The following is a 23,047-nucleotide window of genomic DNA, read 5'->3' on the forward strand; positions in this document are numbered from 1 at the left end:
TATGTTAGGTGTTTCGCTACCTGGATTAGCGTTAAAAAACCCCATCATGCCAGCATCTGGTTGTTTTAGTTTTGGTAAGGAGTATAGCCAGTTTTATGACTTAAGCAAATTAGGCTCGGTTATGGTGAAAGCAGCAACATTAAATAAAAGGTTAGGTAATGATACTCCGCGTGTCGCTGAGACGAAATCTGGGATGTTAAACGCGATTGGTTTGCAAAATCCGGGTGTTGAAGCGATTATTACAGATGAATTACCCTTTTTAGAACAATTTGATTTACCAGTCATTGCAAATGTAGCTGGAAGTACAATTGAAGAATATGAAGCGGTCGCATCACATTTAAGAAATAGTAACATTGCGGCTATTGAACTTAATATTTCTTGTCCAAATGTTAAAGAAGGCGGCGTTCAATTCGGTACAGACCCAAACGTTGCGGCAGAGGTAACGCGACGTGTGAAAGCAGCGGCAAGTGTCCCGGTTTACGTAAAACTATCTCCAAATGTGACAGATATTGTTGAGATTGCTCAAGCAGTAGAAGCGGCAGGAGCAGATGGATTAACGATGATTAACACTCTAACTGGTATGAAAATTGATTTAAATAAACGCCGTCCACTCTTGAGTAATGGTGTTGGTGGACTTAGTGGGCCGGCCATTAAGCCGGTGGCCATTCGCATGATTTATCAGGTGTATCAAGCGGTTAATATTCCAATCATCGGTATGGGTGGCGTTAGAGATGCTGAGGATGTCTTAGAGTTTTTACTTGCAGGTGCAAGTGCCGTTGCAGTTGGAACGGCTAACTTTGAAAATCCGCATGTGTGCTCGGACATTATTGATGCCCTGCCATTTGTTTTAAAAGAGTATGGCTTTGATTCAGTAACGGACGCCATCGGAAAGGGGCACATTAATGCATAAACCAATATATTTAGCGTTAGATTTTGAAGATTTCAACACAGCTGATACCTTTCTTACCAAACATGATTTAACGGATATTCCCGTTAAAGTAGGAATGGAGCTCTTTTATAAGGAAGGACCAGACGTCGTAAAAAAACTTAGAGCACGTAATCAAGACGTCTTCCTTGATTTGAAATTGCACGACATTCCAACGACTGTCTATAAAGCAATGAAAAATATTGCGAAGCTAGACGTTCAAATAACGAATGTCCATGCGCTTGGTGCCGGTGAAATGATTCGTCGTGCTAAAGAAGGTTTGGTGGAAGGGTCTAATAAATCCGTTGCTGATTTAATTGCCGTGACACTTTTGACATCACATTCAGAAAAAACAGTAAATGAAGAGCTTCGTTTATCAGGTTCAATTGATGATTCTGTGCTTGATTTGGCCACATTAGCGAAAGTAAATGGTGCTGATGGTGTTGTCTGTTCAGCGCTTGAAGTTCCTCGCCTTAAACAAAGATTGGGAGAAGCGTTTTTAACTGTGACACCAGGTATCAGACTAGTAGATAGTGAGCACGATGACCAACAAAGAGTAGCAACTCCGGCATTTGCAAAGCAAAACGGCGCCGATTACTTGGTTATTGGTCGAAGTATCACACAGAGTAATGATCCAAAAAAACAATACTTAAAGGCATTGGAGGCTTATAATCGTGGCGAATGAACAACAGATTATTGAACATTTATTAAATATTGAAGCGGTCCAAATAAAACCGGATCGCTCATTTACATGGACATCAGGCATTAAATCACCGATTTATTGTGATAACCGATTGACAATGAGTTATCCAGCAGTTAGGAAACTTATTACATCAGGATTTGTCGATAAGTTAAACGATGTAACAGGTGAAATTGACGGGATAAGTGGCTGTGCGACAGCGGGTATCCCTCATGCGGCGTGGTTAAGTGATGCATTACAATTACCTATGTCATATGTGCGTGCATCAGCTAAAAAACATGGGAAAGAGAACCAAATTGAAGGTGTCATCAAAAAAGGTGACCGTATTGTGGTCATTGAAGATTTAATATCAACAGGTGGCTCAGTAATTGAATCAGTTAGAGCGATTCAATCGGCGGGTGCAACGGTTGTTAAAGTACTGGCAATTTTTAGTTACGGTCTAAAAAAGTCAGAGGAAGCATTTAACGCCATTGGCATCCCGTATGAAACGTTAGCTACTTTTGATCAATTAATCGACTTTTTAATATCAGAAGGTAAAATAACGGTTGAAGAAAAAATCGATTTACTTGCATGGCGCAATGAACTAGGTTAATCCTCATTAAGAAAAAAACGAGACGATCCTTCGTTTAGAGGGAATGTCTCGTTTTTTTGCGTGGGCTATCAATCAACGGCGTTTTGTTTCAATTGTGCAACGATTTTAGCCGAAGGGGTTACTGTTAATGTTTTCTGATGACTATAAATTACATAGCCTGGTTTAGCGCCGTTAGGCTTATGCACGTGTCTGATCTCTGTGTAATCAACAGGAACAGAACTTGAAGCTTGAGCTTTACTATAATAAGCGGCTAAAAGAGCAGCTTCTTTTAAAGTTGCATCACTAGGAGCATCACTTCTAATAACAACGTGAGAGCCGGGAATATCTTTTGTATGCAACCAAATATTTTGTTTGCCTGCGAGTTTCATCGTTAAATATTCATTTTGTTTGTTGTTTTTACCGACAAGTATAGTCGTCCCATCAGAAGCTGTAAATACATCAGGTGTTGGTTTATTCGCTTTTGCTTTCTTTTGGTTTTTAGATGGCTTTCTCTTGATAAGGCCTTCTTCTTCAAGTTCTTCGCGAATATCAGCTAAATCTTCTAAGCGTGCTTTTTCAATTTGTTCAATTAATTGATCAAGATAGCGAACCATCTCATGGGCTTTTTCTATTTCAATCTCTAAGATTTTTTTAGATGTTTTAAGTTTCTGATACGTTTTAAAGTAGCTTTGCGCATTTTCGCTTGGTGATTTATTAGGATTAAGTTCTATTGTTAATGACGGCGTGTCTTCTTGATAGTAATCAATGACGTCGACGCACGTATCGCCTTGTTTTATCAAATGCATATGTGCGGTTAGTAATTCGCCTTTTTTCTGATAGTTGGCGGCATGAGCGGCTTTATTTAATGTTTGTTCTTGCTTTTTAATTTTCCTAATGATTTTATTTCGTTCACTTTGCAGTACTCGAATCAAGTCACCTGCGCGTTGTTTAACTAAATCACGCTCAGCTTTCTCGCGATAAAATGCATCAAGACAGGCGTTGATTGAAGCGTAATGTGTGACGTCATCACTAAAATTATGAAGCGGGAATAAGTAAAACCCTTGGGCATCTTGATCGATCGTCGGGTTGACTTGGCCGGTAGCCACATCTGTTAGTATACGTTTAAAAGCTTGAACTTTAGCTGTTACATTTTCACTACATGTGGCTGATAATTCCTGTTCAATTAATGGCGAAACACCCATAAAAGTAGCCATGAAAACATGAGGTGCATCAGAAGCCTGAACATGCGCTAAAATGTCATCCGTTGATAAATCGAAAGGATTGCTTTTATTTTGTGTTGGGGGATAGATATAGGGTTGTCCAGGTAATATTGTTCGGAAGCGATTTTGATAGGGCGATAAGTGTTTCATGGCATCCAAAATATGCCCTTTATCTTCATCAACCAAAATAATATTTGAATGTTTACCCATAATTTCAATGATCAGTTTTTTTCTTATATCATCACCAATCTCATTTTTACCACGGATAATTAATTCAATAATCCGTTCGTTTTCATATTGTGTGACTTGATGTATAAAGCTGCCTTCCATATGTTTACGTAGAAGCATGCAAAACATAGGCGGTTCTTTAGGGTTAGTGAACTTTTCAGTTGTAATATGTACCCTTGCGTAAACTGGGTGCATGGAAAGAAGTAAACTATGGTTTTTTCCATGGGCGCGTATGTTAAGGATTAATTCAGTTTTTGTTGGTTGGTATATTTTTAGTATGCGGCCACTTGTAAGTAACGCGTTAAGCTCTATGCTTACGCGTCGTGTGACCATGCCATCGTATGTCATAGTTATCACCTCGTGACATTATTATAGCATGGAATGTCTCACGATGATACTAAGCCGTCAACAACCGATGACTGAAGTTACGAGGGATCTCGACTATCCCCAAAAAAGAATGAAGCAGCCTAGTAAGTTCAGTCAGTATTTGTTAACACTTAAGCAGGTGTTTCTCGAGAAACATTTACAAACTCTTTCACCTTTGTGTATACTAGGAGTAATGACTGTCCTAAAGAAAAACATATTTAGCATCTTTATGATGATTTTTCTATAGAACCATTCCAAAATGGCGCATTTTATACTATAATTATAAGGATTATTATCTCATTCATAAAATGAGCGGCTATAGTTTAAGGGGGAGCAAAGTTTGAGTTTACGATTAATTAATATCGGTTTTGGTAATGTTGTGTCGGCTAATCGAATTATTACCATTGTTTCACCAGAGTCTGCGCCAATCAAACGTATTATATCTGTCGCAAGAGAGAATAATAAACTTATTGATGCAACGTATGGCAGACGCACACGTGCAGTCATTATTACAGATAGTGATCATGTTGTTTTATCTGCTGTCCAGCCAGAAACGGTTGGAAATCGTGTCGTAACACATGAAGAAGAATTATTAGATTAAAGCAAACGAGAGTGAGCTTGATTGGGGGATTAACGGTGTTATTTAAACAAAAAGGCATTTTATTTGTCTTATCAGGACCATCTGGTGTTGGCAAAGGAACTGTTAGAAAAGCATTATTTAAAAAGGATACCTCATTAAAGTATTCGACGTCAATGACGACGCGTCCAATGCGACCAGGTGAAAAAGAGGGTGTTGATTATTTTTATCGATCAAAAGAAGCATTTGAAGAGATGATAAAAAACAATCAACTACTTGAGCACGCAGAATATGTTGGAAACTATTACGGTACACCTCGAGAGTATGTTGAAAAACAACTTGATGAAGGTAACGACGTATTTTTAGAAATCGAAGTTCAAGGGGCGCTACAAGTAAAAGAAAACTTCCCAGAAGGTGTCTTTATTTTCTTATCACCGCCTAGCTTAGAAGAACTTAAAAATCGGATTATTAGTCGAGGGACAGAGACAGAAACGCTCGTCATGAACCGATTAAATGCGGCAAAGGAAGAAATTGATATGATGGATGCGTATGATTACGTCGTCGTCAATGATCAAGTTGACCATGCGGTAGAAAATGTTCAAGCGATCGTCAAGAGTGAACATTGTAAACGTGAACGTGTAGCAACGGAATACAAGAAAATCTTGGAGGTGAGTCAATCATGATGTTAGATCCATCAATTGACCAATTATTAACGAAAATAAATTCAAAATATACACTGGTGACACTCTCATCACGTCGAGCGCGACAAATTCGAGAAGAGAATATCGTACAAATTGAAGAACCAACCTCAGCAACAAATGTTGGCATTGCGCTAGAAGAAATCTACGCAGATAAGTTGACATATATTTCAACTGAATACAAAGAACGTCGTTAATCAAAATATATGAACCCCCTTGTGCGCCAATTTTGGTGGCTTGGGGGTTTTCATGCATATAGAAAGGGTGACAACAGATGTCTTTAAAAGGTAAAAAAATCTTACTCGGTGTAACTGGTGGTATCGCTGCTTATAAGGCAATCAGTTTGACAAGTAAATTCACTCAATTGGGAGCTATTGTAAAAGTTATTTTAACAAATGGTGCACAGGAATTTGTAACACCACTATCCTTTCAAGCAATTTCTAGGCAGCCTGTGTATCTCGATACGTTTGATGAATTAGATCCCGCTGAAATTCAACATATCGCACTTGCTGATTGGGCAGATTATGTGGTTGTCGCGCCAGCCACCGCCAACCTGATCGGTAAATATGCTAACGGTATTGCTGATGATATGTTATCAACAACGCTTTTAGCCGTGACCTGTCCCATTTACTTTGCGCCTGCAATGAATGTACATATGTACGAACATCCAGCGGTTATAAATAATATGGACACTCTACGCGCAAGAGGTGTGATTTTTATTGAACCTGGTGAAGGCTATCTTGCGTGTGGATATGTTGGAAAAGGTCGTTTAAGCGAACCAGAAACCATTGCTGATGTCTTAGTAGAGGCGTCAAACCGAGCGGCTATACTAAAAGGTAAAAAAGTGTTGATCACTGCAGGTCCAACTGAAGAAAAAATAGACCCTGTACGCGTATTAACGAATCACTCTTCTGGAAAGATGGGGTTTGAGTTAGCGGCAGCGGCCAATGAATTAGGTGCAGAAGTAACATTAATTAGTGGACCTGTCACGCTTGAAACACCTGTAGGCGTTCATCGCATTGATGTAATTAGCTCAGAGGATATGTATAGGGCCGTCATGAATCAGTATGTTCACCATGACATTGTCATAAAAACGGCAGCAGTCAGTGATTATACCCCTTCTGTTAGTTATGATCAAAAAGTAAAAAAAACGGACGGGCCTTTACTGCTTGAACTTAAAAGAACTAAAGATATTTTACAAGCGCTTGGCGAACAAAAAACGCACCAATACCTTGTCGGTTTTGCAGCAGAAACAAATGATGTGCTAGCTTATGGTAAGAAAAAACTAGAAAATAAACAGTTAGACATGGTTGTGATTAATGATATTTCTCAGCCGAATCAAGGATTTAATGCCGATACGAACGCGGTCCATATTTTAACGAAAACTGGCAAAGAAATAAACATCCCATTGAAATCTAAAACAGAAATTGCACAAGATTTATTAAGCATGATTGCTAAGGAAGTTGATCGATCATGACAGATAAAATAGCGCATGTCGTTGTCGATGTGCCATCAGTTAATACCGATCGTTTTTATGATTACCTGATTCCAGAATCACTACAAGGTGCCATCCACGTGGGGATGCGGGTCACTGTCCCATTTGGTAACCGCACTATTATGGGTTATGTGCTTAGCACAGCAAAAGAGTCAAAGGTAAAAGGGCTAAAGCCCATTCAATCCTGTTTAGATGTACAGCCGGTTCTGACGGAAGAGTTAATCTCATTAGGAAAATGGCTAGCTCAAGAGACGATGAGTTTCTTTATTTCTAGCTTTCAAGCAATGTTGCCACAGGCATTAAAAGCATCGTATAAAAAGTCGTTGCATCGGGTGGATACACCAAGTAATCCGACATTAAATGCACTATTTGATGGTCGTGATAACATTGATTTTGATGAGCTTGAAACACTTATACCTTTAAAAATAATTAATGAAGAAATAAAAAGAGAAACCGTCACATGGGAGTATCATGTGACAACAAAAGAAAGTAATAAGACGGTGACGATGGTCAAGGTTGTAGGGGAATTAGAGGCATTCGATCGCTATTTAGCTCATTTATCTAAACAAGCTAAAAAACAGTATCAGCTTACGGAGTACTTTTCAACAATGGACCAAGATCAACCACTTAAAACCGTTCTAGAAAGAAATAAAACGACGAGACAGACGATAAAAAAATTTGTTGAGGCAGGCTTAATTACGCTTTACCAGCAGCAAGTGGATCGAAACCCTTACGCCGGAGATATGACTAAAACCCGCCCACTCCCCCTGCAATCCCAACAATCAGAGGCCCTCGACAAAATAGTGGACAGCATGAAAAAAAAGCGGCCAGACACGTATCTTTTACATGGAGTAACAGGTAGTGGTAAAACGGAAGTATATTTGCAAGCGATTGATTGGGCAATAAAACAGGGAAGAGAAGCGATTGTCCTTGTACCTGAAATCAGCTTGACACCGATGATGGTTGAGCGATTTAAGCGCCGTTTCGGCGATGAGGTTGCTGTGTTACATAGTGCGTTATCTATTGGTGAGAGATTTGATGAATGGCGAAAAATTCAGAAGAAAACGGTTAAAGTAGCTGTAGGTGCAAGGTCAGCCATTTTTGCACCATTTGAAAATCTAGGCATTATGATTATTGACGAAGAACATGAATCAACATATAAACAAGAAGACCACCCCAGATATCACGTGAGAGATGTCGCAATAAAACGAGCGGAATATCATCAATGTCCCGTTGTCCTTGGCACTGCGACGCCAACATTAGAAACTTTTGCCCGCGCGAAAAAAGGGGTATATCAACTGATTGATATGCCTGAACGTATTAATCACACTGCCATGCCGCATGTCACGATTGAAGATATGCGTGAAGAGCTTCACCAGGGGAATCGAACGATGTTTTCACGGCGGTTGAAATTAGCCATTGAAAAGCGTTTACAAAACAATGAACAAGTGGTTCTTTTTCTTAACCGTCGCGGTTATTCAACGTTTGTCATGTGTCGTGATTGTGGTCACGTGGTCGAGTGCCCCTCATGCGATATTTCTTTAACCTATCATCAACGCGAACATCGCTTAAAGTGCCATTATTGCAATTATAGTGAGCCAATGCCAAACGTCTGTCCGCACTGTCAATCAGACACAATCCGCTTCTTTGGTACGGGCACAGAAAAAGTAGAAGAGGCTTTAAATGAAACATTTCCCGAGGCACGCGTGATTCGAATGGATGTTGATACAACTCGAAAGAAAGGGGCACATGAACGACTGTTGAAACAATTCGGTCAAAAACAGGCAGATATATTACTAGGAACCCAAATGATTGCAAAGGGGTTAGATTTTCCAGATGTGACGTTAGTTGGTGTCCTAACTGCGGATGGCTTATTAAATTTGCCAGACTTTCGTGCGGCTGAAAAAACATTTCAACTGCTTACTCAAGTGTCGGGACGTGCTGGTCGTCATGAGTTAACGGGTGAAGTTATTGTACAAACCTATACACCTGAGCATTATAGTGTGTTGTTTGCGAAAGCTTACGATTATCATGGTTTTTTTAAACAAGAGATGGCCTTGCGTAAGGCTTATCAATACCCGCCGTACTATTTCTTGACACTCATTACAGTTACTCATGAACAGCGTCTAAGAGCAGAAGAAGTTACCCGCGTCATTCAAAAGCTATTAGTAAAACATTTATCGGAGGAAGCCATTATCTTAGGACCAAGCCCTTCCCCTATTGAAAGAATTAAAGGTCGTTATCGCTTTCAATGCATGGTAAAATATAAAAATGAACCTGATTTACATCACGTCTTAAAAAAAATATTGGATCATTATCAAAAAGATTACCAAAAAGAGAAATTAATGATTCATATCGATTTAAATCCGCAACAACTTATGTAGAAAGTAGGTAAAATATGAAACGTATAGTATTTATGGGTACGCCCGAATTTAGTGTACCTATTTTAGAACAACTCATCAAAGATCAGTATGAAGTCGTACTTGTTGTCACACAGCCTGATCGACCAAAAGGCAGAAAAAAACTGTTAACGCCACCACCTGTAAAATTAAAAGCGCAAGAACTTGGGCTTTCTGTGTTTCAGCCTGAAAAAATAAGAAATGACTATGATACGGTGTTAAAAACAAAACCTGATTTAATTGTCACGGCTGCTTTTGGTCAAATCTTACCGACACCCTTGTTAGAGGCGCCGCCATTTGGTTGTATTAATGTACACGCCTCACTTCTACCTGATTACCGAGGTGGTGCGCCTATTCACCAGGCGATTATCGATGGAAAAAAAGAAACCGGTGTGACGATTATGTACATGGTTGAAGCATTGGATGCTGGGGATATTTTAACGCAACGTGCACTGCCGATTGAAGAACGTGATGATGTGGGTTCGATGTTTGAAAAACTTAGTCTACTAGGACGGGATTTATTACATGACACCCTACCACAACTATTTAATCAAACGCTAACCCCTGTAAAGCAAGACGATGAACTTGCCACATATGCGCGCAATATTACGCGTGATCAAGAACAAATCGATTGGCATCAATCTAACCAGGTAATCTATAATCACGTCCGTGGCATGCATCCGTTTCCGGTTGCGAGTACATTGATCGATGGGAAGAATATGAAGCTGTGGCGTGTTGAAAAAGATCCGCGACAGACGAACGAGCAGCCTGGGACAATTATTGCGGTTGAAAAAGATGGCGTGATTGTGCAAACGAAAGATCAAGCAATAAAGTTAGTCGATGTTCAATTAGCTGGGAAAAAACGCGTGTTGATCAAGGATAGTTTAAATGGCCAACATCCATTTAACATTGGGAAGGTATTAGGTGAAGTAAATGAGTAAATCAGTGAGAGCATATGCGTTAGATGTCCTCGTAAAAATTGGCGATAATGGTGCGTTTAGCCATTTATTGATTGACCAGACATTAAAAAATACGACATTGGATATACGTGACCAAGCACTTTTTACAGAATTAGTCTATGGAACGCTCAACCGTAAATTAACGTTGGAATACGATCTTTATCAATTAGTGAAAAAACCGGAGAAACTGCAAAGTTGGGTAAAGTGGTTACTCTATTTAGCCTTTTATCAATTGAAGTACTTAGATAAAGTACCAGATCATGCAGTAGTAAATGAAGCGGTTGAAATTGCTAAAAAGAGAGGACATCAAGGCATAGTTAAACTTGTCAATGGTGTGTTACGTCAAGCAGTAAGACAAGGTTTCACGGATTATACTGAAATTAACGAACCACTTAAACAATTAAGCATAAAGACGAGTACACCAGAGTGGCTTATTGAACGCTGGGTAGACAGTTATGGTTTTGAGAAGGCTGAAAAAATCGCTGTCAGTCAATTGGTTAAATCAGATAAAAGCGTCCGTGTCAATCCACTAAAAATGACAAGAACGGAAGTCATGAAGCAGCTTCAAACAGATGGATTTGATGTTAGAATGTCTACATTTTCATCACATGGCTTAGTCATTGAAAAAGGCAATATTCTCAAACACCCTTTCTTTAAAGAGGGGGTCATAACGATTCAAGATCAGACATCGATGCTTGTAGGAGAAATGATGGCGATAGAAGAAGGCCAAATAATATTAGATAGTTGTAGTGCGCCCGGAGGAAAAGCAACAGATATAGCTGAAAGATTATCTAATACAGGATGTGTTTATAGCTTTGATTTACATGAAAAGAAAACAAAGCTTGTTAAAGAAAAAGCAGAACAACTTGGCCTCATAAATATTAAAACACAAGGCATGGATGCACGACATTTAGATGAAGCCTTCGACCAAGAAACATTTGACCGCATTTTAGTTGACGCTCCTTGTTCTGGTTTTGGTGTGATTCGTACCAAACCTGACATTAAGTATTCAAAAACGAGTGAGGACGTCTTTCAGCTATCAATGATTCAATTTGATATTCTGAAGACGGTCATGCCTTTATTAAAAACAAATGGCAAACTTATTTATAGTACGTGTACGATTGACCCAACAGAGAATGAAGCTTTAATTGCCGAGTTCTTATCAGGGCAAACGCGTATTGAAGTAGATCCAACATTTTTTGAAGAGTTACCAGACTTCTTAAAAACGTCCATTGGTGTGACGCCTTTTGGGATACAAATATTCCCTGATGATTTTAACACAGATGGTTTCTTTTTAACGCGTTTACAATATAAACAACATTAAAACGAACAAATTTAGAGGCAATATGTCAGTGAGGTGACAGAATGAAGCATGTATTTTTAAGTGATCAAGGTCAAGTGAGGCCTTATAATGAAGATGCTGGTGGCGTGATTTTACGTGAAGATGGACAAACACTTTATGTTATTGCTGATGGAATGGGCGGACATAATGCGGGCGATGTTGCCAGCAAAATGGTCATTGATTATTTTATGCGGGAGTGGCCAAAGCAATCAAGTTTAACACGAATTAATGAAGCAGAACAGTACCTTATTCAAGCTATTCAATCAGTGAATAAGGAAATATACGATAAAGCAACAGAAAATAAAGCGTTTCGTGGTATGGGCACAACCGTGGTATTAGTTGTTGTAGTAGAAGAAACGGCGGTAATTGCTCATGTAGGTGATAGTCGTTGTTATAAGCTATCACAGCACCAGCTGCGCCAATTGACGAGTGATCACTCGCTTGTTAACGCACTGGTTCATGCAGGAGAAATTACACCAGATGAAGCGGCTGTTCATCCGAAAAAGAATGTTCTGACTCGCGCGGTAGGCACTGATATGCCTGTTGATGTTGAGGTGACAATGGTCACTTGCGACAACAATGATCGCTTGTTACTTTGTACAGACGGATTAACGAATAAACTAACTGATGAGAGGATACAATCTATTCTTAATCAACATGCTGATTTACATGTTGCAGCCGAACAGTTAATCAATGAAGCGAATGAACGCGGAGGAGAGGACAATATTTCGCTTGTTCTTTTATCTTACGATGCTGGAGGTGAGGCATCATGATAGAAGGAAAAGTACTTGGTGAGCGTTATAAAGTAGAATCACTCATCGGTGGCGGTGGAATGGCGAATGTTTATTTAGGTTTTGATACGATTTTAAAACGAGAAGTTGCTATAAAAGTATTAAAGTTTGAATATGCAACAGACGATGATTTTATTCGGCGCTTTCATCGTGAAGCTCAGAATGCGACGAGTCTTTCTCACCCCAACATTGTCACAATATATGATGTGGACGATGAGAATGATATCTATTATATGGTGATGGAATATGTAGACGGGATGACCTTAAAAAAATATATTCAGCTCTATTCACCTATAGACCCGAGTGAAGCAGTGGTCATTGTTGAGCAAATAGCAGAAGCTATTCAACATGCGCATGATCACCATATCATCCACCGGGACATTAAACCGCAAAATATATTAATTACGCAAGATAAACAAGTAAAAGTCACTGATTTTGGAATTGCCTTAGCTTTAAGTTCTACCTCCATGACTCAGACAAATGCTGTACTAGGCAGTGTTCACTATTTGTCACCTGAACAAGCAAGGGGAGGTTTAGCTAATACAAAGTCGGATATTTATTCATTAGGGATCGTATTATTTGAATTACTGACGGGTCGCTTACCGTTCTCAGGTCAATCGGCAGTATCTGTCGCTTTAAAACACTTGCAACAGGTTGTACCACCGGTAAAGAAGTGGGCTGAAGACGTGCCGCAAAGTGTAGAAAATGTGGTGTTAAAATCAACCGCAAAAGATCCACTGAATCGGTACCAATCGATGGATGAGTTTATTGAAGATTTGCGAACGGTACTTGATGAGGATCGTCTCCATGAGGCCCCGTTTATTATCCCAGTTGAGCCTGGGGATGAGACCATTCAGATGCCAATCATGAAAGACGGCGTCTTTCATGGGAAAGTGGAGGAAGATACGGTTGTTCATCAAAAGACCTCCCCAACTCCTGAAGTAAAAGATAAAGTGGTCAGTAATGATCCTAAAAAAGTAGCGTCTAAAAAAAGAAAGCGATGGATAGTCGGTGGTAGCATTGCTGTCGCTGTGTTACTTATTAGTATTTTATTTAGTTTATTTGTCTTACCGATTATCTTACAGCCAGATGATGTAGAGTTAATCGATTTAACGAACCGAGATATCGAAGAAGCTATCCGTTGGCTTGAAAATAATAACCTTTCTTATGAAATTGATGAAGTATTCGATGCATCCATAGCAGAAAATATTGTGATGAGTCATGAACCTTCTGCAGGACGCTTTGTCAAGGAAGATTCCATTGTTGAGTTGGTCGTTTCCTTAGGAGAAGAGCCGGTTGTGTTTAGTGATTACACGGGGCAATCCTACACACAAGTAGAGCGATTATTGTTGAGTAAAGACTATCAAAATGTGCAACGCATCGATGTCTATTCTGACGAGCCCGTAGGTACAATATTGAACCAGGTAGAACCAGCTGCAGGTGAAGCAGTAAGACCGAAAGAAACCATTGTCGTTTTTGAGGTGAGTGTTGGTAAGCGGATGGTGACCCTGGATGATTTAACAGGTTTGAATGAGCTAGAAGCAAGAGAGTATTTAACTGATAAGAAGTTAGTAGCTAATGTAAATGAGACGCACCATGAAACCATTGGAAAAGGTGATGTTGTTTCTCAATCACCAAATGGTGGTACAGAAGTAGAGGAAGGATCGGTTGTTAATTTAACGATCTCGCTTGGAGAAAAGGAAAAACCAATCATCAATCGAGAAGAAGAAGTGATGGTCGAATACACGCTAGATGATTTGCCAAGAAGTGATGAAGAGACAGAGGATAATCCACCGGAAGGTATCCCTCAAGAAATTCGAATTTATATAGAAGATAGAGGGCGTAAATTAACAGATGCTTATCAAGTTCAAATGATTACGGCGGATACAACATTTAGGATTCCGTTAGAAATTGAACCTGGTTCACAAGCCGTATATAGAATTGAACGAGATGACCAAGTTGTCATCCAACAAACAGTGCGCTATCAAGATGTAGAAAGTGGTGAATAAATGGCAGAAGGAAAAATAATGAAAGCGTTAAGCGGCTTCTATTATGTACAAGATAACGAAGGAGAAGTGTATCAATGTCGTGCCCGAGGCGTCTTTCGTAAAAATAAACAAACCCCACTCGTTGGGGATTATGTTGAGTTTGAAGCAGCGAATAAAACAGATGGGACGGTGACGAGGCTGTTGTCTCGAAAAAATGCTTTAATTAGACCGCCCGTTAGTAATGTAGACCAAGCGTTAATTGCTGTCTCAGTTAAGGAACCGGATTTTAGTACCGTACTGCTTGATCGCTTTTTGGTGCTTGTAGAAAAGCATCTTATTGAACCCGTCATCCTATTTACAAAGATGGATTTACTCGAACAAGACGAAAAAAATCAAATTGCTGAGTACCGTAAAATATATGAGGCAATGGGTTATGTCGTCAAAGAATTCTCAACGGCATTAAATTATCATTCGGAGTCATTAGCGCCGCTTCTTGTTGGAAAGACTACTGTGATTGCTGGTCAATCGGGTGTGGGTAAATCAAGTTTTTTAAATCAGCTTAATCCAGAATTGCAAATTAAAACAGCAGAGATATCAAATAGTCTTGGTCGCGGGAAACATACGACGCGTCATGTTGAGTTAGTCCCCATACTAGGTGGGCATGTTGCAGACACTCCTGGATTTAGTTCTTTAGAATTCACGGATATTGATCTCGAAGAGTTGCCTAAGCTATTTGTAGATTTTGAGATGTATAGTGAGGCGTGCAAGTTCCGTGGATGTATGCATATGAATGAACCAAAATGTCGTATCAAAGAAGCTGTTGATGCAGGCGAAATTGCTAAGTTCAGATATGACCACTACCAACAATTCTATGAAGAAATAAAACAACGAAAGCCGAGGTATTAGATATGACGAAAATAGCACCATCTATTTTATCAGCAGATTTTAGTAAGTTAGGCGCCGAAATAAAAGAAGTGGAACAAGCAGGGGCTGATTATATTCATGTGGACGTGATGGACGGACACTTTGTTCCGAATATTACTATTGGACCGCTTATTGTTGAAGCGATACGTCCGGTGACGGATTTACCACTTGATGTCCACTTGATGATTGAAAATCCTGATCAGTACATTGATCAATTTGCAGCAAGTGGCGCAGATATAATTACTGTGCATTACGAAGCTTGTACGCACTTACATCGTACGATTATGCATATTAAGGAAAAAGGAGTGAAAGCGGGTTTGGTCATAAACCCAGCAACGCCAGTGGAACTTATTCGCCCGATTTTACATGAACTTGATTTGTTATTGTTCATGACGGTAAATCCAGGTTTTGGTGGTCAATCCTTTATTCCAAGTGTATTAGACCAAATTCATCAAGCAGATCAATGGCGTAAAGATATGCAGCTAGATCTTGAATTTGAAGTAGACGGTGGTATCAACACTGAAACCGCACGATTATGTAAAGAAGCAGGTATTGATGTTTTTGTTGCTGGGAGTTTTATATTCAATAATGAAGACCGTAAAAAAGCGATCGATGCTTTACGTGTTGCCATTCAGGATTAAGGTTTATTATGACAATTTACGGTATTGTGGCAGGAGGACCAGAGGTACTCTTGCCTGATTTAACGCAAGAAACGATTGATATTTGGATTGGTTGTGATCGCGGTTGTCATTATATCCTAAAGGCACATCTAGCTCTTGACTTGGCGATAGGGGACTTTGACTCCGTGTCTGAAGATATCCTAGAGGAAATTAAACAAGAAGCGAAAAGTGTCATCGTTTACCCAAGTGATAAAGATGATTCAGATTTAGAGTTGGCTATAAAAGCTGTCGATTTAAAGGCCGGGGACCAGATGGTCTTTTATGGTGTGACTGGGGGACGATTAGATCACGCGTGGGTAAATGTTGGGCTATTAAAGCGCCTTGCTATGCAAGGCTTCCAAGTGAAAATGGTAGACGCTCACCATAAGGTGAGCTTTTATTTGCCTGGTCATTACACATTATATCGTCAATCAGAAGACTACCTGTCCCTTTTACCGTTGACAGCTAAAGTGACAGGGGTGAGTTTGACGGGTTTTAAATATCCGCTTAAGCATGCGGTATTGACCGAAGGGTCTAGCCTTTCACTCTCAAATCAACTCATTGAACCTTATGGGTCTATTTCTTTTCAGTCTGGCATACTTATGGTAATAAGCGCAAAAGAACTTTAAGTCTTAATTAAAGAAAGGGTTGAGTTGAGTGCTCTTTTTTACCGTAAAACTGCCTCGTTTTATTGGAAGGTTCTTGCAACACTTCAGAAAAAAATAAAATAAAAATAAAGCGCAGGGCCTAAAAATAGGTCACTGCGCTTTATTTCATCTTAACGTATTATACACGTTCAACTTTACCAGATTTTAATGCACGAGCAGATACGTAAACACGTTTTGGTTTACCGTCTACCATGATGCGTACTTTTTGAACATTAGCTTTCCAGTTACGTTTGTTTGCGTTCATCGCGTGTGAACGATTATTTCCTGCAACTGTTTTACGTCCTGTTAAGACACATTTACGACTCATATTAATCCCTCCCACTTACAACTATCTCATTTCATACTCATATAATTTATCATAGTTGAACAACAAATGCAATTAAATATTAGTAAAAAAATTCTTTTCGAAGCGTATCATTGCAACGTTTTTCAATAGGAATCAAGGATAAACACTTGACAGTGTAAGGTTTTTCATTCAATGTTATAAGCAGAGATAAAAATGAAAAAAGACGATTTATCCGCTTTCTTTTGTTTAATCCTTTTCTAAAGTGAAAAAGTATTGTAAAATGTTTAATGGCTATGCATGTTTTTAAACATTCGTTAATTAAGTCGGTATAATAAAACGTTGAATCCAAAATAGGAGGTTATCACATTGACAATTGAATTAACAACAAAAGACGGTCACGTGACGATTACCAATGATGTCATTGCCACAGTTGCTGGCGGTGCTGCTATTGAGTGCTATGGTATCGTTGGTATGGCGTCAAAAAATCAATTAAAAGATGGTATTGCTGAAATTTTAAGAAAAGAAAACTTTTCTAAAGGTGTTGTGGTGACACAACAAGAGGACGAAATTTCGATTGATATGTACATTATTGTGAGTTATGGAACAAAGATCTCAGAAATTGCGCACAATGTGCAATCACAAGTGAAGTATACATTAGATAAAACTTTAGGTTTACCAATCAAAGCAGTCAATATTTATATTCAAGGCGTACGCGTTCAAGCTGACTAACGTCTATTTATGTAAGGTTTAAGGGAGGAACTCATAGTGGTATTAAAACAACTAGAAGGTGACAAGCTCCAAGAAATGGTGTTAGTTGGTGCGGATCACTTATCGAATAATGCGGATATGATTGATGCATTAAATGTATTTCCAGTACCAGATGGCGATACAGGGACAAACATGAATTTATCAATGACATCGGGTGCTCAAGAAGTCGGGAGATTAACAAACCCAAATGTTAGTGAAGTGGCACAATCCTTTGCTAAAGGATTGTTAATGGGTGCACGAGGTAATTCAGGTGTTATTTTGTCACAATTATTTAGAGGATTTAGCAAAGGTGTTGAAGGGTTAGATGTCTTAACGACGAAAACATTTGCTAAGGGATTAGAAAACGGTGTAAAAACAGCCTATAAAGCCGTTATTAAGCCCGTAGAGGGAACGATTTTAACGGTGGCTAAAGATACAGCGAATAAGGCCCTTGAATTAGCTGAAACCACAGAAGACTTAGAGTATTTCTTAGAGGAAATTGTGAAAGCAAGTAAAGTGTCACTTGATAATACACCAGAATTATTACCTGTCTTAAAAGAAGTAGGCGTTGTTGACAGTGGTGGAAAAGGGCTTGTAGTTATTTATGAAGCCTTCTTAGCTTCACTTAAAGGCGAAGCATTACCAGAAAAAGATGTGAAATCTATCGCGATGGGTGACTTAGTGAATGCAGACCATCACCAATCGCATAACCAAGATTATATGGATACATCTGAGATTGAATTTGGGTACTGTACAGAGTTCATGGTCAAATTTGAAGATGATAAATTAGCGGATCATCCTTATAATGAAGAGACCTTCCGTGAAGAATTATCTGCTTTAGGCGATTCGTTGCTTGTTGTATCGGATGATGATTATGTACGTGTCCACGTCCATGTTGAATATCCAGGCGAGGCGATGAACTTAGCGCAGCGTTTCGGTAGCTTTATGATGATCAAAGTTGAAAATATGCGTGAACAACATAGTGCCATCGTTGGTGATGAGAAAAAGCCAGCTGAAGAGAAACCACTGAGCGAGTATGGCATTGTTGCTGTTTCTGTTGGGGATGGCATCGCTGAATTACTGAAGAGTTTAGGAACAACGGTTGTGATGCAGGGTGGACAAACGATGAACCCGAGCACGAAAGACATTACGGAAGCGATCAAACAAGCGCATGCGAAAAAAGTCATTGTGTTACCTAATAATAAAAATATTATTATGGCCGCAGAACAAGCAGCAGAGCTAGCCGAATGTGAAGTTGTTGTCGTTCCGACGAAAACCATTCCGCAAGGAATGAGCGCGTTGTTAGGATTTAATCCTGATCAGAACTTAAAAGACAATCAACAACAGATGATTGAGAGTGCAAAAGCTGTCAAAACGGGTCAGATTACTTACGCGGTAAGAGATACGCAAATTGACGGATTAACGATCGAAAACGGTCATTTTATGGGACTGCTTGATGGGAAAATCAAAGCGTCAAATAAAGATCAGTTTGAAACAATTAAAGCGTTAATTACAGACCTTGTAGGTGAAGAAGATGAAATCTTTACGCTACTTCAAGGGGAAGATGCAACAGACGAGCTGACAGATCAGATTGTCGATTATTTAGAAACACAATTCGAAGACCTTGAAGTTGAAGTACATCATGGTCAACAACCCATTTATTCATATATTTTCTCAGTAGAATAATGTTATAAAAAATAAGGAAAAGTGTTTCGAAGCTAATTTTCGAGGCGCTTTTCTTTGTATTACTTAATCAGTATAGAAAAGAGATGTAGAAAAATGGCGAAATTTCACTCGGTTTTTGATATTATAGGACCTGTTATGGTCGGTCCATCCAGTTCTCATACGGCAGGAGCTGTAAAAATTGGACGTGCAGCAAAGTTTTTGTTTGACCAAGACATTACTTATGCCCGTTTTCACTTATATGGCTCATTTGCTAAAACGTATAAAGGGCATGGCACGGATGTTGCGCTTGTTGCTGGTATTTTAGGTTATGATACGGATGATGCTCGAATTATCGATGCCTTTACGTATGCAAAAGAAGCGGGTATTCACGTTGAATTTATTGAAGACCATTCAGCGGTACCGCACCCTAATACTGTTCGTATCGAATTAATGAATGGTCATGAAACGTTAGAGCTTGTTGGACAGTCAATTGGTGGCGGGAAAGTAGAGATTGTAGAATTAAATGGTTTCAGATTACATTTATCAGGGAATCATCCAGCCATTCTAGTTATGCATAACGATCGTTTTGGTGCGATTGCCTCAGTAACGGAAATATTAGCTAGATTTGAAATTAATATTGGTCGTATGGAGGTCAATCGAAAAGACGTAGGTAAAGAAGCGTTGATGACAATCGAATTAGATCAAAATATTGAACCTGAAGTAGAGGAAGCTTTAAGAGGGGCCAAACATATTTTAAGGCTTGCTAAGGTAGTTGATTAGTAAAGAGACTAAACGTACGATAATAAAAACAAGAATAGAGAGATGAATAAATATGGGAAGTTATCAATTTAGAACAGTTAAAGAATTAGTTGAAATAGCACAACAAAAATCCATGCCGTTATCTGAGGTAATGATACAAAGAGAAATGGCGCTTTATGAATTGCCACGAGAAGACGTCTTCGGACGAATGGAACAGCAACTTAATGTGATGGAGGAAGCGATTGAGCGCGGATTAAAAGGCGTCAAATCAGTGACAGGATTAACAGGTGGGGATGCAGTGAAAATTAACACGTATTTAAAGGAACATGTTCCTTTATCTGGTCCAGTACTACTTGATGCTGTGAGTAAAGCTGTCGCAACCAATGAAGTGAATGCGGCAATGGGAAAGGTATGTGCCACACCTACAGCTGGAAGTGCTGGTTGTGTGCCAGGCGTTTTATTTGCGGTCAAAGACCAGTTAAAAGCGACGAGGGACGATATGGTGCGTTTTCTTTTTACAACAGGTGCCTTTGGTCTAGTTGTTGCAAATAACGCCTTTATTTCCGGTGCTCAAGGAGGCTGTCAAGCCGAAGTGGGTTCGGCTTCGGCGATGGCTGCTGCAGCTGTTGTTGAGATGGCGGGTGGCAGTCCTGAAGCATCCGCTCATGCCTTTAGTATTACTTTAAAGAATATGCTCGGTCTTGTTTGTGATCCTGTCGCAGGACTGGTTGAAGTACCTTGTGTAAAACGTAATGCACTAGGTGCCTCTCAAGCGATTGTCTCCGCTGATATGGCACTTGCAGGTGTGACGAGTGTTATTCCAACGGATGAAGTTATTTCAGCTATGTACCAAGTAGGTAAACGGATGCCGGTTGCTTTTAAGGAAACGGCAGAAGGCGGCTTAGCTGCCACTCCAACTGGAAAGAGACTTGCTCGAGAAATCTTTTCAAATTAAATAACAAAGTGAGTGTGAGGGTATGTTAGACGATAAAGTCACAGTATTAAAAGGTGTTGGGCAAGCGTTAGAAGAGAAACTAAATACGTTAAATATCTTTACGGTGAATGATTTGTTGTCTACGTTCCCGTCACGCTACGAACATCACCAAGTGTTACCTTTAAGTGATTTAATTCATGAGCAAAAAGCAACAATACAAGGAACAATTGTTGCGGATAGCTTAGTTAGTTTTTTTGGCAAAAAGAAATCGCGTCTAACATTCCCGTTACAAGTTGATCAAGTGATTGTCAAAGTCATTATGTTTAACCGTCACTTTTTAAAGTCACAATTATTAGCTGGCAAAACAGTGACTGTAACGGGGAAATGGGACCAATACCGCCAGCAACTAATAGCAGAACATCACTTTATTGGAGAAAAAGGGGAAGATGAACCGATTGAACCCGTTTATTTGCTGAGACAAGTTATCCCGTCTCATAGATTTAAAAAGCTAATCAGTCAAGCGCTGAATGATTATGAATCACAAATTCCGGAGTTTTTACCAGATACATATTTAGAAAAATATAAGTTGATATCTCGTCAATATGCCTTGCGGCATATTCATTTTCCTGCCAGTTTTAAGCACTTAAAACAAGCAAAACGTCGACTGGTGTATGATGAATTATTACTTTTTCAACTAAAATTACAAGCCATAAAAAAATATAATCGTCAAGTTACCGTCGGCCAAAAGAAGCTAGGGGATAAAGATAAAGTGACGACCTTCATTAATGAATTGCCCTTTCAGTTAACGAAGGCTCAACTGAAGGCGCTGGACCATATAATGACGGATTTAACATCACCATATAGAATGCATCGACTTCTTCAAGGTGATGTTGGATCGGGTAAAACGATTGTTGCTGCGATTGGCATCTATCTGACGCAAACAGCCGGAGCACAGAGCGCTCTAATGGTTCCTACAGAGATATTGGCAGAGCAACATTATCAAGGATTAAGTCAATTGTTTGGTAATCGGTTATCGATTGCGCTATTGACTGGTTCTGTGAAAGGCAAAAAAAGACGAGAGATTCTTCACGAGTTAAAAGAAGGCACGATAGATATCATTGTTGGAACACATGCCTTGATTCAAGATGAAGTGAATTTCCATCAGCTGGGATTCGTTGTGATTGATGAACAGCACAGATTTGGTGTTAATCAAAGAAAAACATTACGTGAAAAAGGAATGGACCCAGATGTGTTGTTTATGACGGCTACGCCAATTCCAAGAACACTAGCAATTACGAGTTTTGGTGATATGGATGTTTCGATGATTGATGAAATGCCTATTGGGAGAAAACCAGTAGAGACGTTTTGGGTAAAGGAAAACATGCTTGAACGCATATTAAATTTCATTAGAAAAGAAGTAGCAACAGGGCATCAAGCCTATATTGTGACACCGTTAATTGAAGAATCTGATCAGATGGACATTCAAAATGCCGTTGACCTCTATCAAAAGTTAGAGGCACATTATCAAGGGGCAGTTTCGCTTGGACTGTTACACGGGCGTTTAATGAATGATGAAAAAGAATCAATCATGAAGCATTTTACAGCGCATGAGATCGATGTGTTAGTATCGACAACAGTTATTGAGGTAGGAGTAAATGTACCAAATGCCACGGTGATGGTTATTTATGATGCGGAACGTTTCGGCTTATCACAATTACACCAGTTACGAGGCCGAGTAGGACGAAGTGATAAACAAAGTTATTGTATTTTAATCGCTGACCCAAAAGGTGACGTAGGTAAAGAGCGGATGCGCATTATGACAGAAACAACGAACGGCTTTGAACTGGCTGAATATGATCTCAAACTTAGAGGGCCGGGTGATTTCTTTGGCCGAAAACAAAGTGGTTTACCTGAATTTAAACTAGCGGATCTCGTAGAAGATTACCGAGCACTTGAGACAGCGAGACAGGATGCTACGGAAATTATTTACGGAGACTTATTAGAGTCTGATCAGCGATATAAAGGATTAAATGAGCATGTAAAACAGATTTTAAAAGCCTATCAACAAGGTTTTGATTAATTATTGCTTGCAAAAATCTTAAAACTCATATATATTACTATTAGTACCTAGTCATAGGATGAAGAA

Annotated in this window: 22 protein-coding genes; 20 read left to right on the forward strand and 2 right to left on the reverse strand. The window is 39.4% G+C overall.

Features of this window, described 5'->3' with window-relative positions; genetic code table 11:
- Position 1 precedes the first annotated feature (1 nt).
- From BM163_RS01395 to pyrE, 3 genes are read left to right on the forward strand one after another with little or no spacing between them, the layout of a single operon-like run.
- Positions 2–910 carry a dihydroorotate dehydrogenase gene (locus BM163_RS01395; protein ID WP_280527135.1) on the forward strand — a complete coding sequence of 303 codons (909 nt, stop codon included), beginning with the start codon at positions 2–4 and terminating at the stop codon, positions 908–910.
- Complete coding sequence (gene pyrF, locus BM163_RS01400) at positions 903–1,610, forward strand: orotidine-5'-phosphate decarboxylase (protein WP_089799454.1); 708 nt, start codon at positions 903–905, stop codon at positions 1,608–1,610. Before BM163_RS01395 ends, pyrF begins: the two co-directional genes overlap by 8 nt.
- A complete protein-coding gene (pyrE, locus tag BM163_RS01405) occupies positions 1,600–2,217 on the forward strand; it encodes an orotate phosphoribosyltransferase (RefSeq protein ID WP_089799456.1) in 618 nt (205 codons plus the stop codon). The genes pyrF and pyrE overlap by 11 nt, the downstream gene beginning before the upstream one ends.
- A gap of 68 nt (positions 2,218–2,285) precedes the next feature.
- On the opposite strand, the gene BM163_RS01410 is transcribed toward pyrE, so the two are convergent.
- Positions 2,286–3,992 carry an Rqc2 family fibronectin-binding protein gene (locus BM163_RS01410; RefSeq protein WP_089799458.1) on the reverse strand — a complete coding sequence of 569 codons (1,707 nt, stop codon included), beginning with the start codon at positions 3,990–3,992 and terminating at the stop codon, positions 2,286–2,288.
- 358 nt (positions 3,993–4,350) lie between these two features.
- Between BM163_RS01410 and remA the strand changes: the two genes are divergently transcribed.
- The 12 genes from remA (at position 4,351) to BM163_RS01475 (ending at position 16,471) form a co-directional block, all read left to right on the forward strand.
- Entirely contained in the window at positions 4,351–4,611 is a 261-nt protein-coding gene (remA, locus tag BM163_RS01420) for an extracellular matrix/biofilm regulator RemA (protein WP_062319847.1), read from the forward strand.
- Positions 4,612–4,646: 35 nt separating this feature from the next.
- Positions 4,647–5,270, forward strand: a complete 624-nt coding sequence (gmk, locus tag BM163_RS01425; protein ID WP_089799462.1) for a guanylate kinase — start codon at positions 4,647–4,649, stop codon at positions 5,268–5,270.
- A complete protein-coding gene (gene rpoZ / locus BM163_RS01430; protein WP_089799465.1) occupies positions 5,267–5,482 on the forward strand; it encodes a DNA-directed RNA polymerase subunit omega in 216 nt (71 codons plus the stop codon). Before gmk ends, rpoZ begins: the two co-directional genes overlap by 4 nt.
- Before the next feature lie 77 nt (positions 5,483–5,559).
- A complete protein-coding gene (coaBC, locus tag BM163_RS01435; protein ID WP_089799467.1) occupies positions 5,560–6,762 on the forward strand; it encodes a bifunctional phosphopantothenoylcysteine decarboxylase/phosphopantothenate--cysteine ligase CoaBC in 1,203 nt (400 codons plus the stop codon).
- Positions 6,759–9,164, forward strand: coding sequence for a primosomal protein N' (priA, locus tag BM163_RS01440; RefSeq protein WP_089799469.1), 2,406 nt, complete (start codon positions 6,759–6,761; stop codon positions 9,162–9,164). Before coaBC ends, priA begins: the two co-directional genes overlap by 4 nt.
- Positions 9,165–9,178: 14 nt before the next feature.
- Positions 9,179–10,120 carry a methionyl-tRNA formyltransferase gene (fmt, locus tag BM163_RS01445; protein WP_089799471.1) on the forward strand — a complete coding sequence of 314 codons (942 nt, stop codon included), beginning with the start codon at positions 9,179–9,181 and terminating at the stop codon, positions 10,118–10,120.
- Positions 10,113–11,462, forward strand: coding sequence for a 16S rRNA (cytosine(967)-C(5))-methyltransferase RsmB (gene rsmB, locus BM163_RS01450; RefSeq protein ID WP_089799473.1), 1,350 nt, complete (start codon positions 10,113–10,115; stop codon positions 11,460–11,462). The genes fmt and rsmB overlap by 8 nt, the downstream gene beginning before the upstream one ends.
- A 41-nt stretch (positions 11,463–11,503) precedes the next feature.
- Entirely contained in the window at positions 11,504–12,253 is a 750-nt protein-coding gene (locus BM163_RS01455; RefSeq protein WP_089799475.1) for a Stp1/IreP family PP2C-type Ser/Thr phosphatase, read from the forward strand.
- Positions 12,250–14,280 carry a Stk1 family PASTA domain-containing Ser/Thr kinase gene (pknB, locus tag BM163_RS01460; RefSeq protein WP_089799477.1) on the forward strand — a complete coding sequence of 677 codons (2,031 nt, stop codon included), beginning with the start codon at positions 12,250–12,252 and terminating at the stop codon, positions 14,278–14,280. The genes BM163_RS01455 and pknB overlap by 4 nt, the downstream gene beginning before the upstream one ends.
- On the forward strand, positions 14,281–15,165 hold the full coding sequence (rsgA, locus tag BM163_RS01465) for a ribosome small subunit-dependent GTPase A (protein ID WP_089799479.1): 885 nt from the start codon (positions 14,281–14,283) through the stop codon (positions 15,163–15,165).
- 2 nt (positions 15,166–15,167) lie between these two features.
- Positions 15,168–15,824, forward strand: a complete 657-nt coding sequence (rpe, locus tag BM163_RS01470; RefSeq protein ID WP_089799482.1) for a ribulose-phosphate 3-epimerase — start codon at positions 15,168–15,170, stop codon at positions 15,822–15,824.
- A gap of 8 nt (positions 15,825–15,832) precedes the next feature.
- Positions 15,833–16,471, forward strand: a complete 639-nt coding sequence (locus tag BM163_RS01475) for a thiamine diphosphokinase (protein WP_089799484.1) — start codon at positions 15,833–15,835, stop codon at positions 16,469–16,471.
- A gap of 157 nt (positions 16,472–16,628) precedes the next feature.
- Here the strand turns inward: BM163_RS01475 and rpmB are convergent, their stop codons facing one another.
- Positions 16,629–16,817, reverse strand: a complete 189-nt coding sequence (rpmB, locus tag BM163_RS01480; protein ID WP_089799486.1) for a 50S ribosomal protein L28 — start codon at positions 16,815–16,817, stop codon at positions 16,629–16,631.
- Between the two features lie 345 nt (positions 16,818–17,162).
- Between rpmB and BM163_RS01485 the strand changes: the two genes are divergently transcribed.
- The 5 genes from BM163_RS01485 to recG all read left to right on the forward strand — a co-directional run bounded on the left by BM163_RS01485 (position 17,163) and on the right by recG (position 22,981).
- Positions 17,163–17,525: an Asp23/Gls24 family envelope stress response protein gene (locus BM163_RS01485; protein WP_089799488.1), complete on the forward strand. Its 363-nt coding sequence runs from the start codon at positions 17,163–17,165 to the stop codon at positions 17,523–17,525.
- Between the two features lie 36 nt (positions 17,526–17,561).
- Positions 17,562–19,229, forward strand: a complete 1,668-nt coding sequence (gene fakA, locus BM163_RS01490) for a DAK2 domain-containing protein (protein WP_089799490.1) — start codon at positions 17,562–17,564, stop codon at positions 19,227–19,229.
- Positions 19,230–19,322: 93 nt separating this feature from the next.
- Positions 19,323–19,988, forward strand: coding sequence for an L-serine ammonia-lyase, iron-sulfur-dependent subunit beta (gene sdaAB, locus BM163_RS01495; RefSeq protein WP_089799492.1), 666 nt, complete (start codon positions 19,323–19,325; stop codon positions 19,986–19,988).
- Between the two features lie 52 nt (positions 19,989–20,040).
- Positions 20,041–20,922, forward strand: coding sequence for an L-serine ammonia-lyase, iron-sulfur-dependent, subunit alpha (gene sdaAA / locus BM163_RS01500; protein ID WP_089799494.1), 882 nt, complete (start codon positions 20,041–20,043; stop codon positions 20,920–20,922).
- A 22-nt stretch (positions 20,923–20,944) separates the two neighbouring features.
- The gene (recG, locus tag BM163_RS01505; protein WP_089799496.1) at positions 20,945–22,981 is read left to right on the forward strand and encodes an ATP-dependent DNA helicase RecG; all 2,037 of its coding nucleotides are present in this window, start codon (positions 20,945–20,947) and stop codon (positions 22,979–22,981) included.
- The last annotated feature ends 66 nt before the right edge of the window (positions 22,982–23,047 follow it).

Source organism: Halolactibacillus alkaliphilus (genome assembly GCF_900115465.1).
In the GTDB taxonomy this organism is placed as follows: Bacteria; Bacillota; Bacilli; order Bacillales; family Amphibacillaceae; genus Halolactibacillus; species Halolactibacillus alkaliphilus.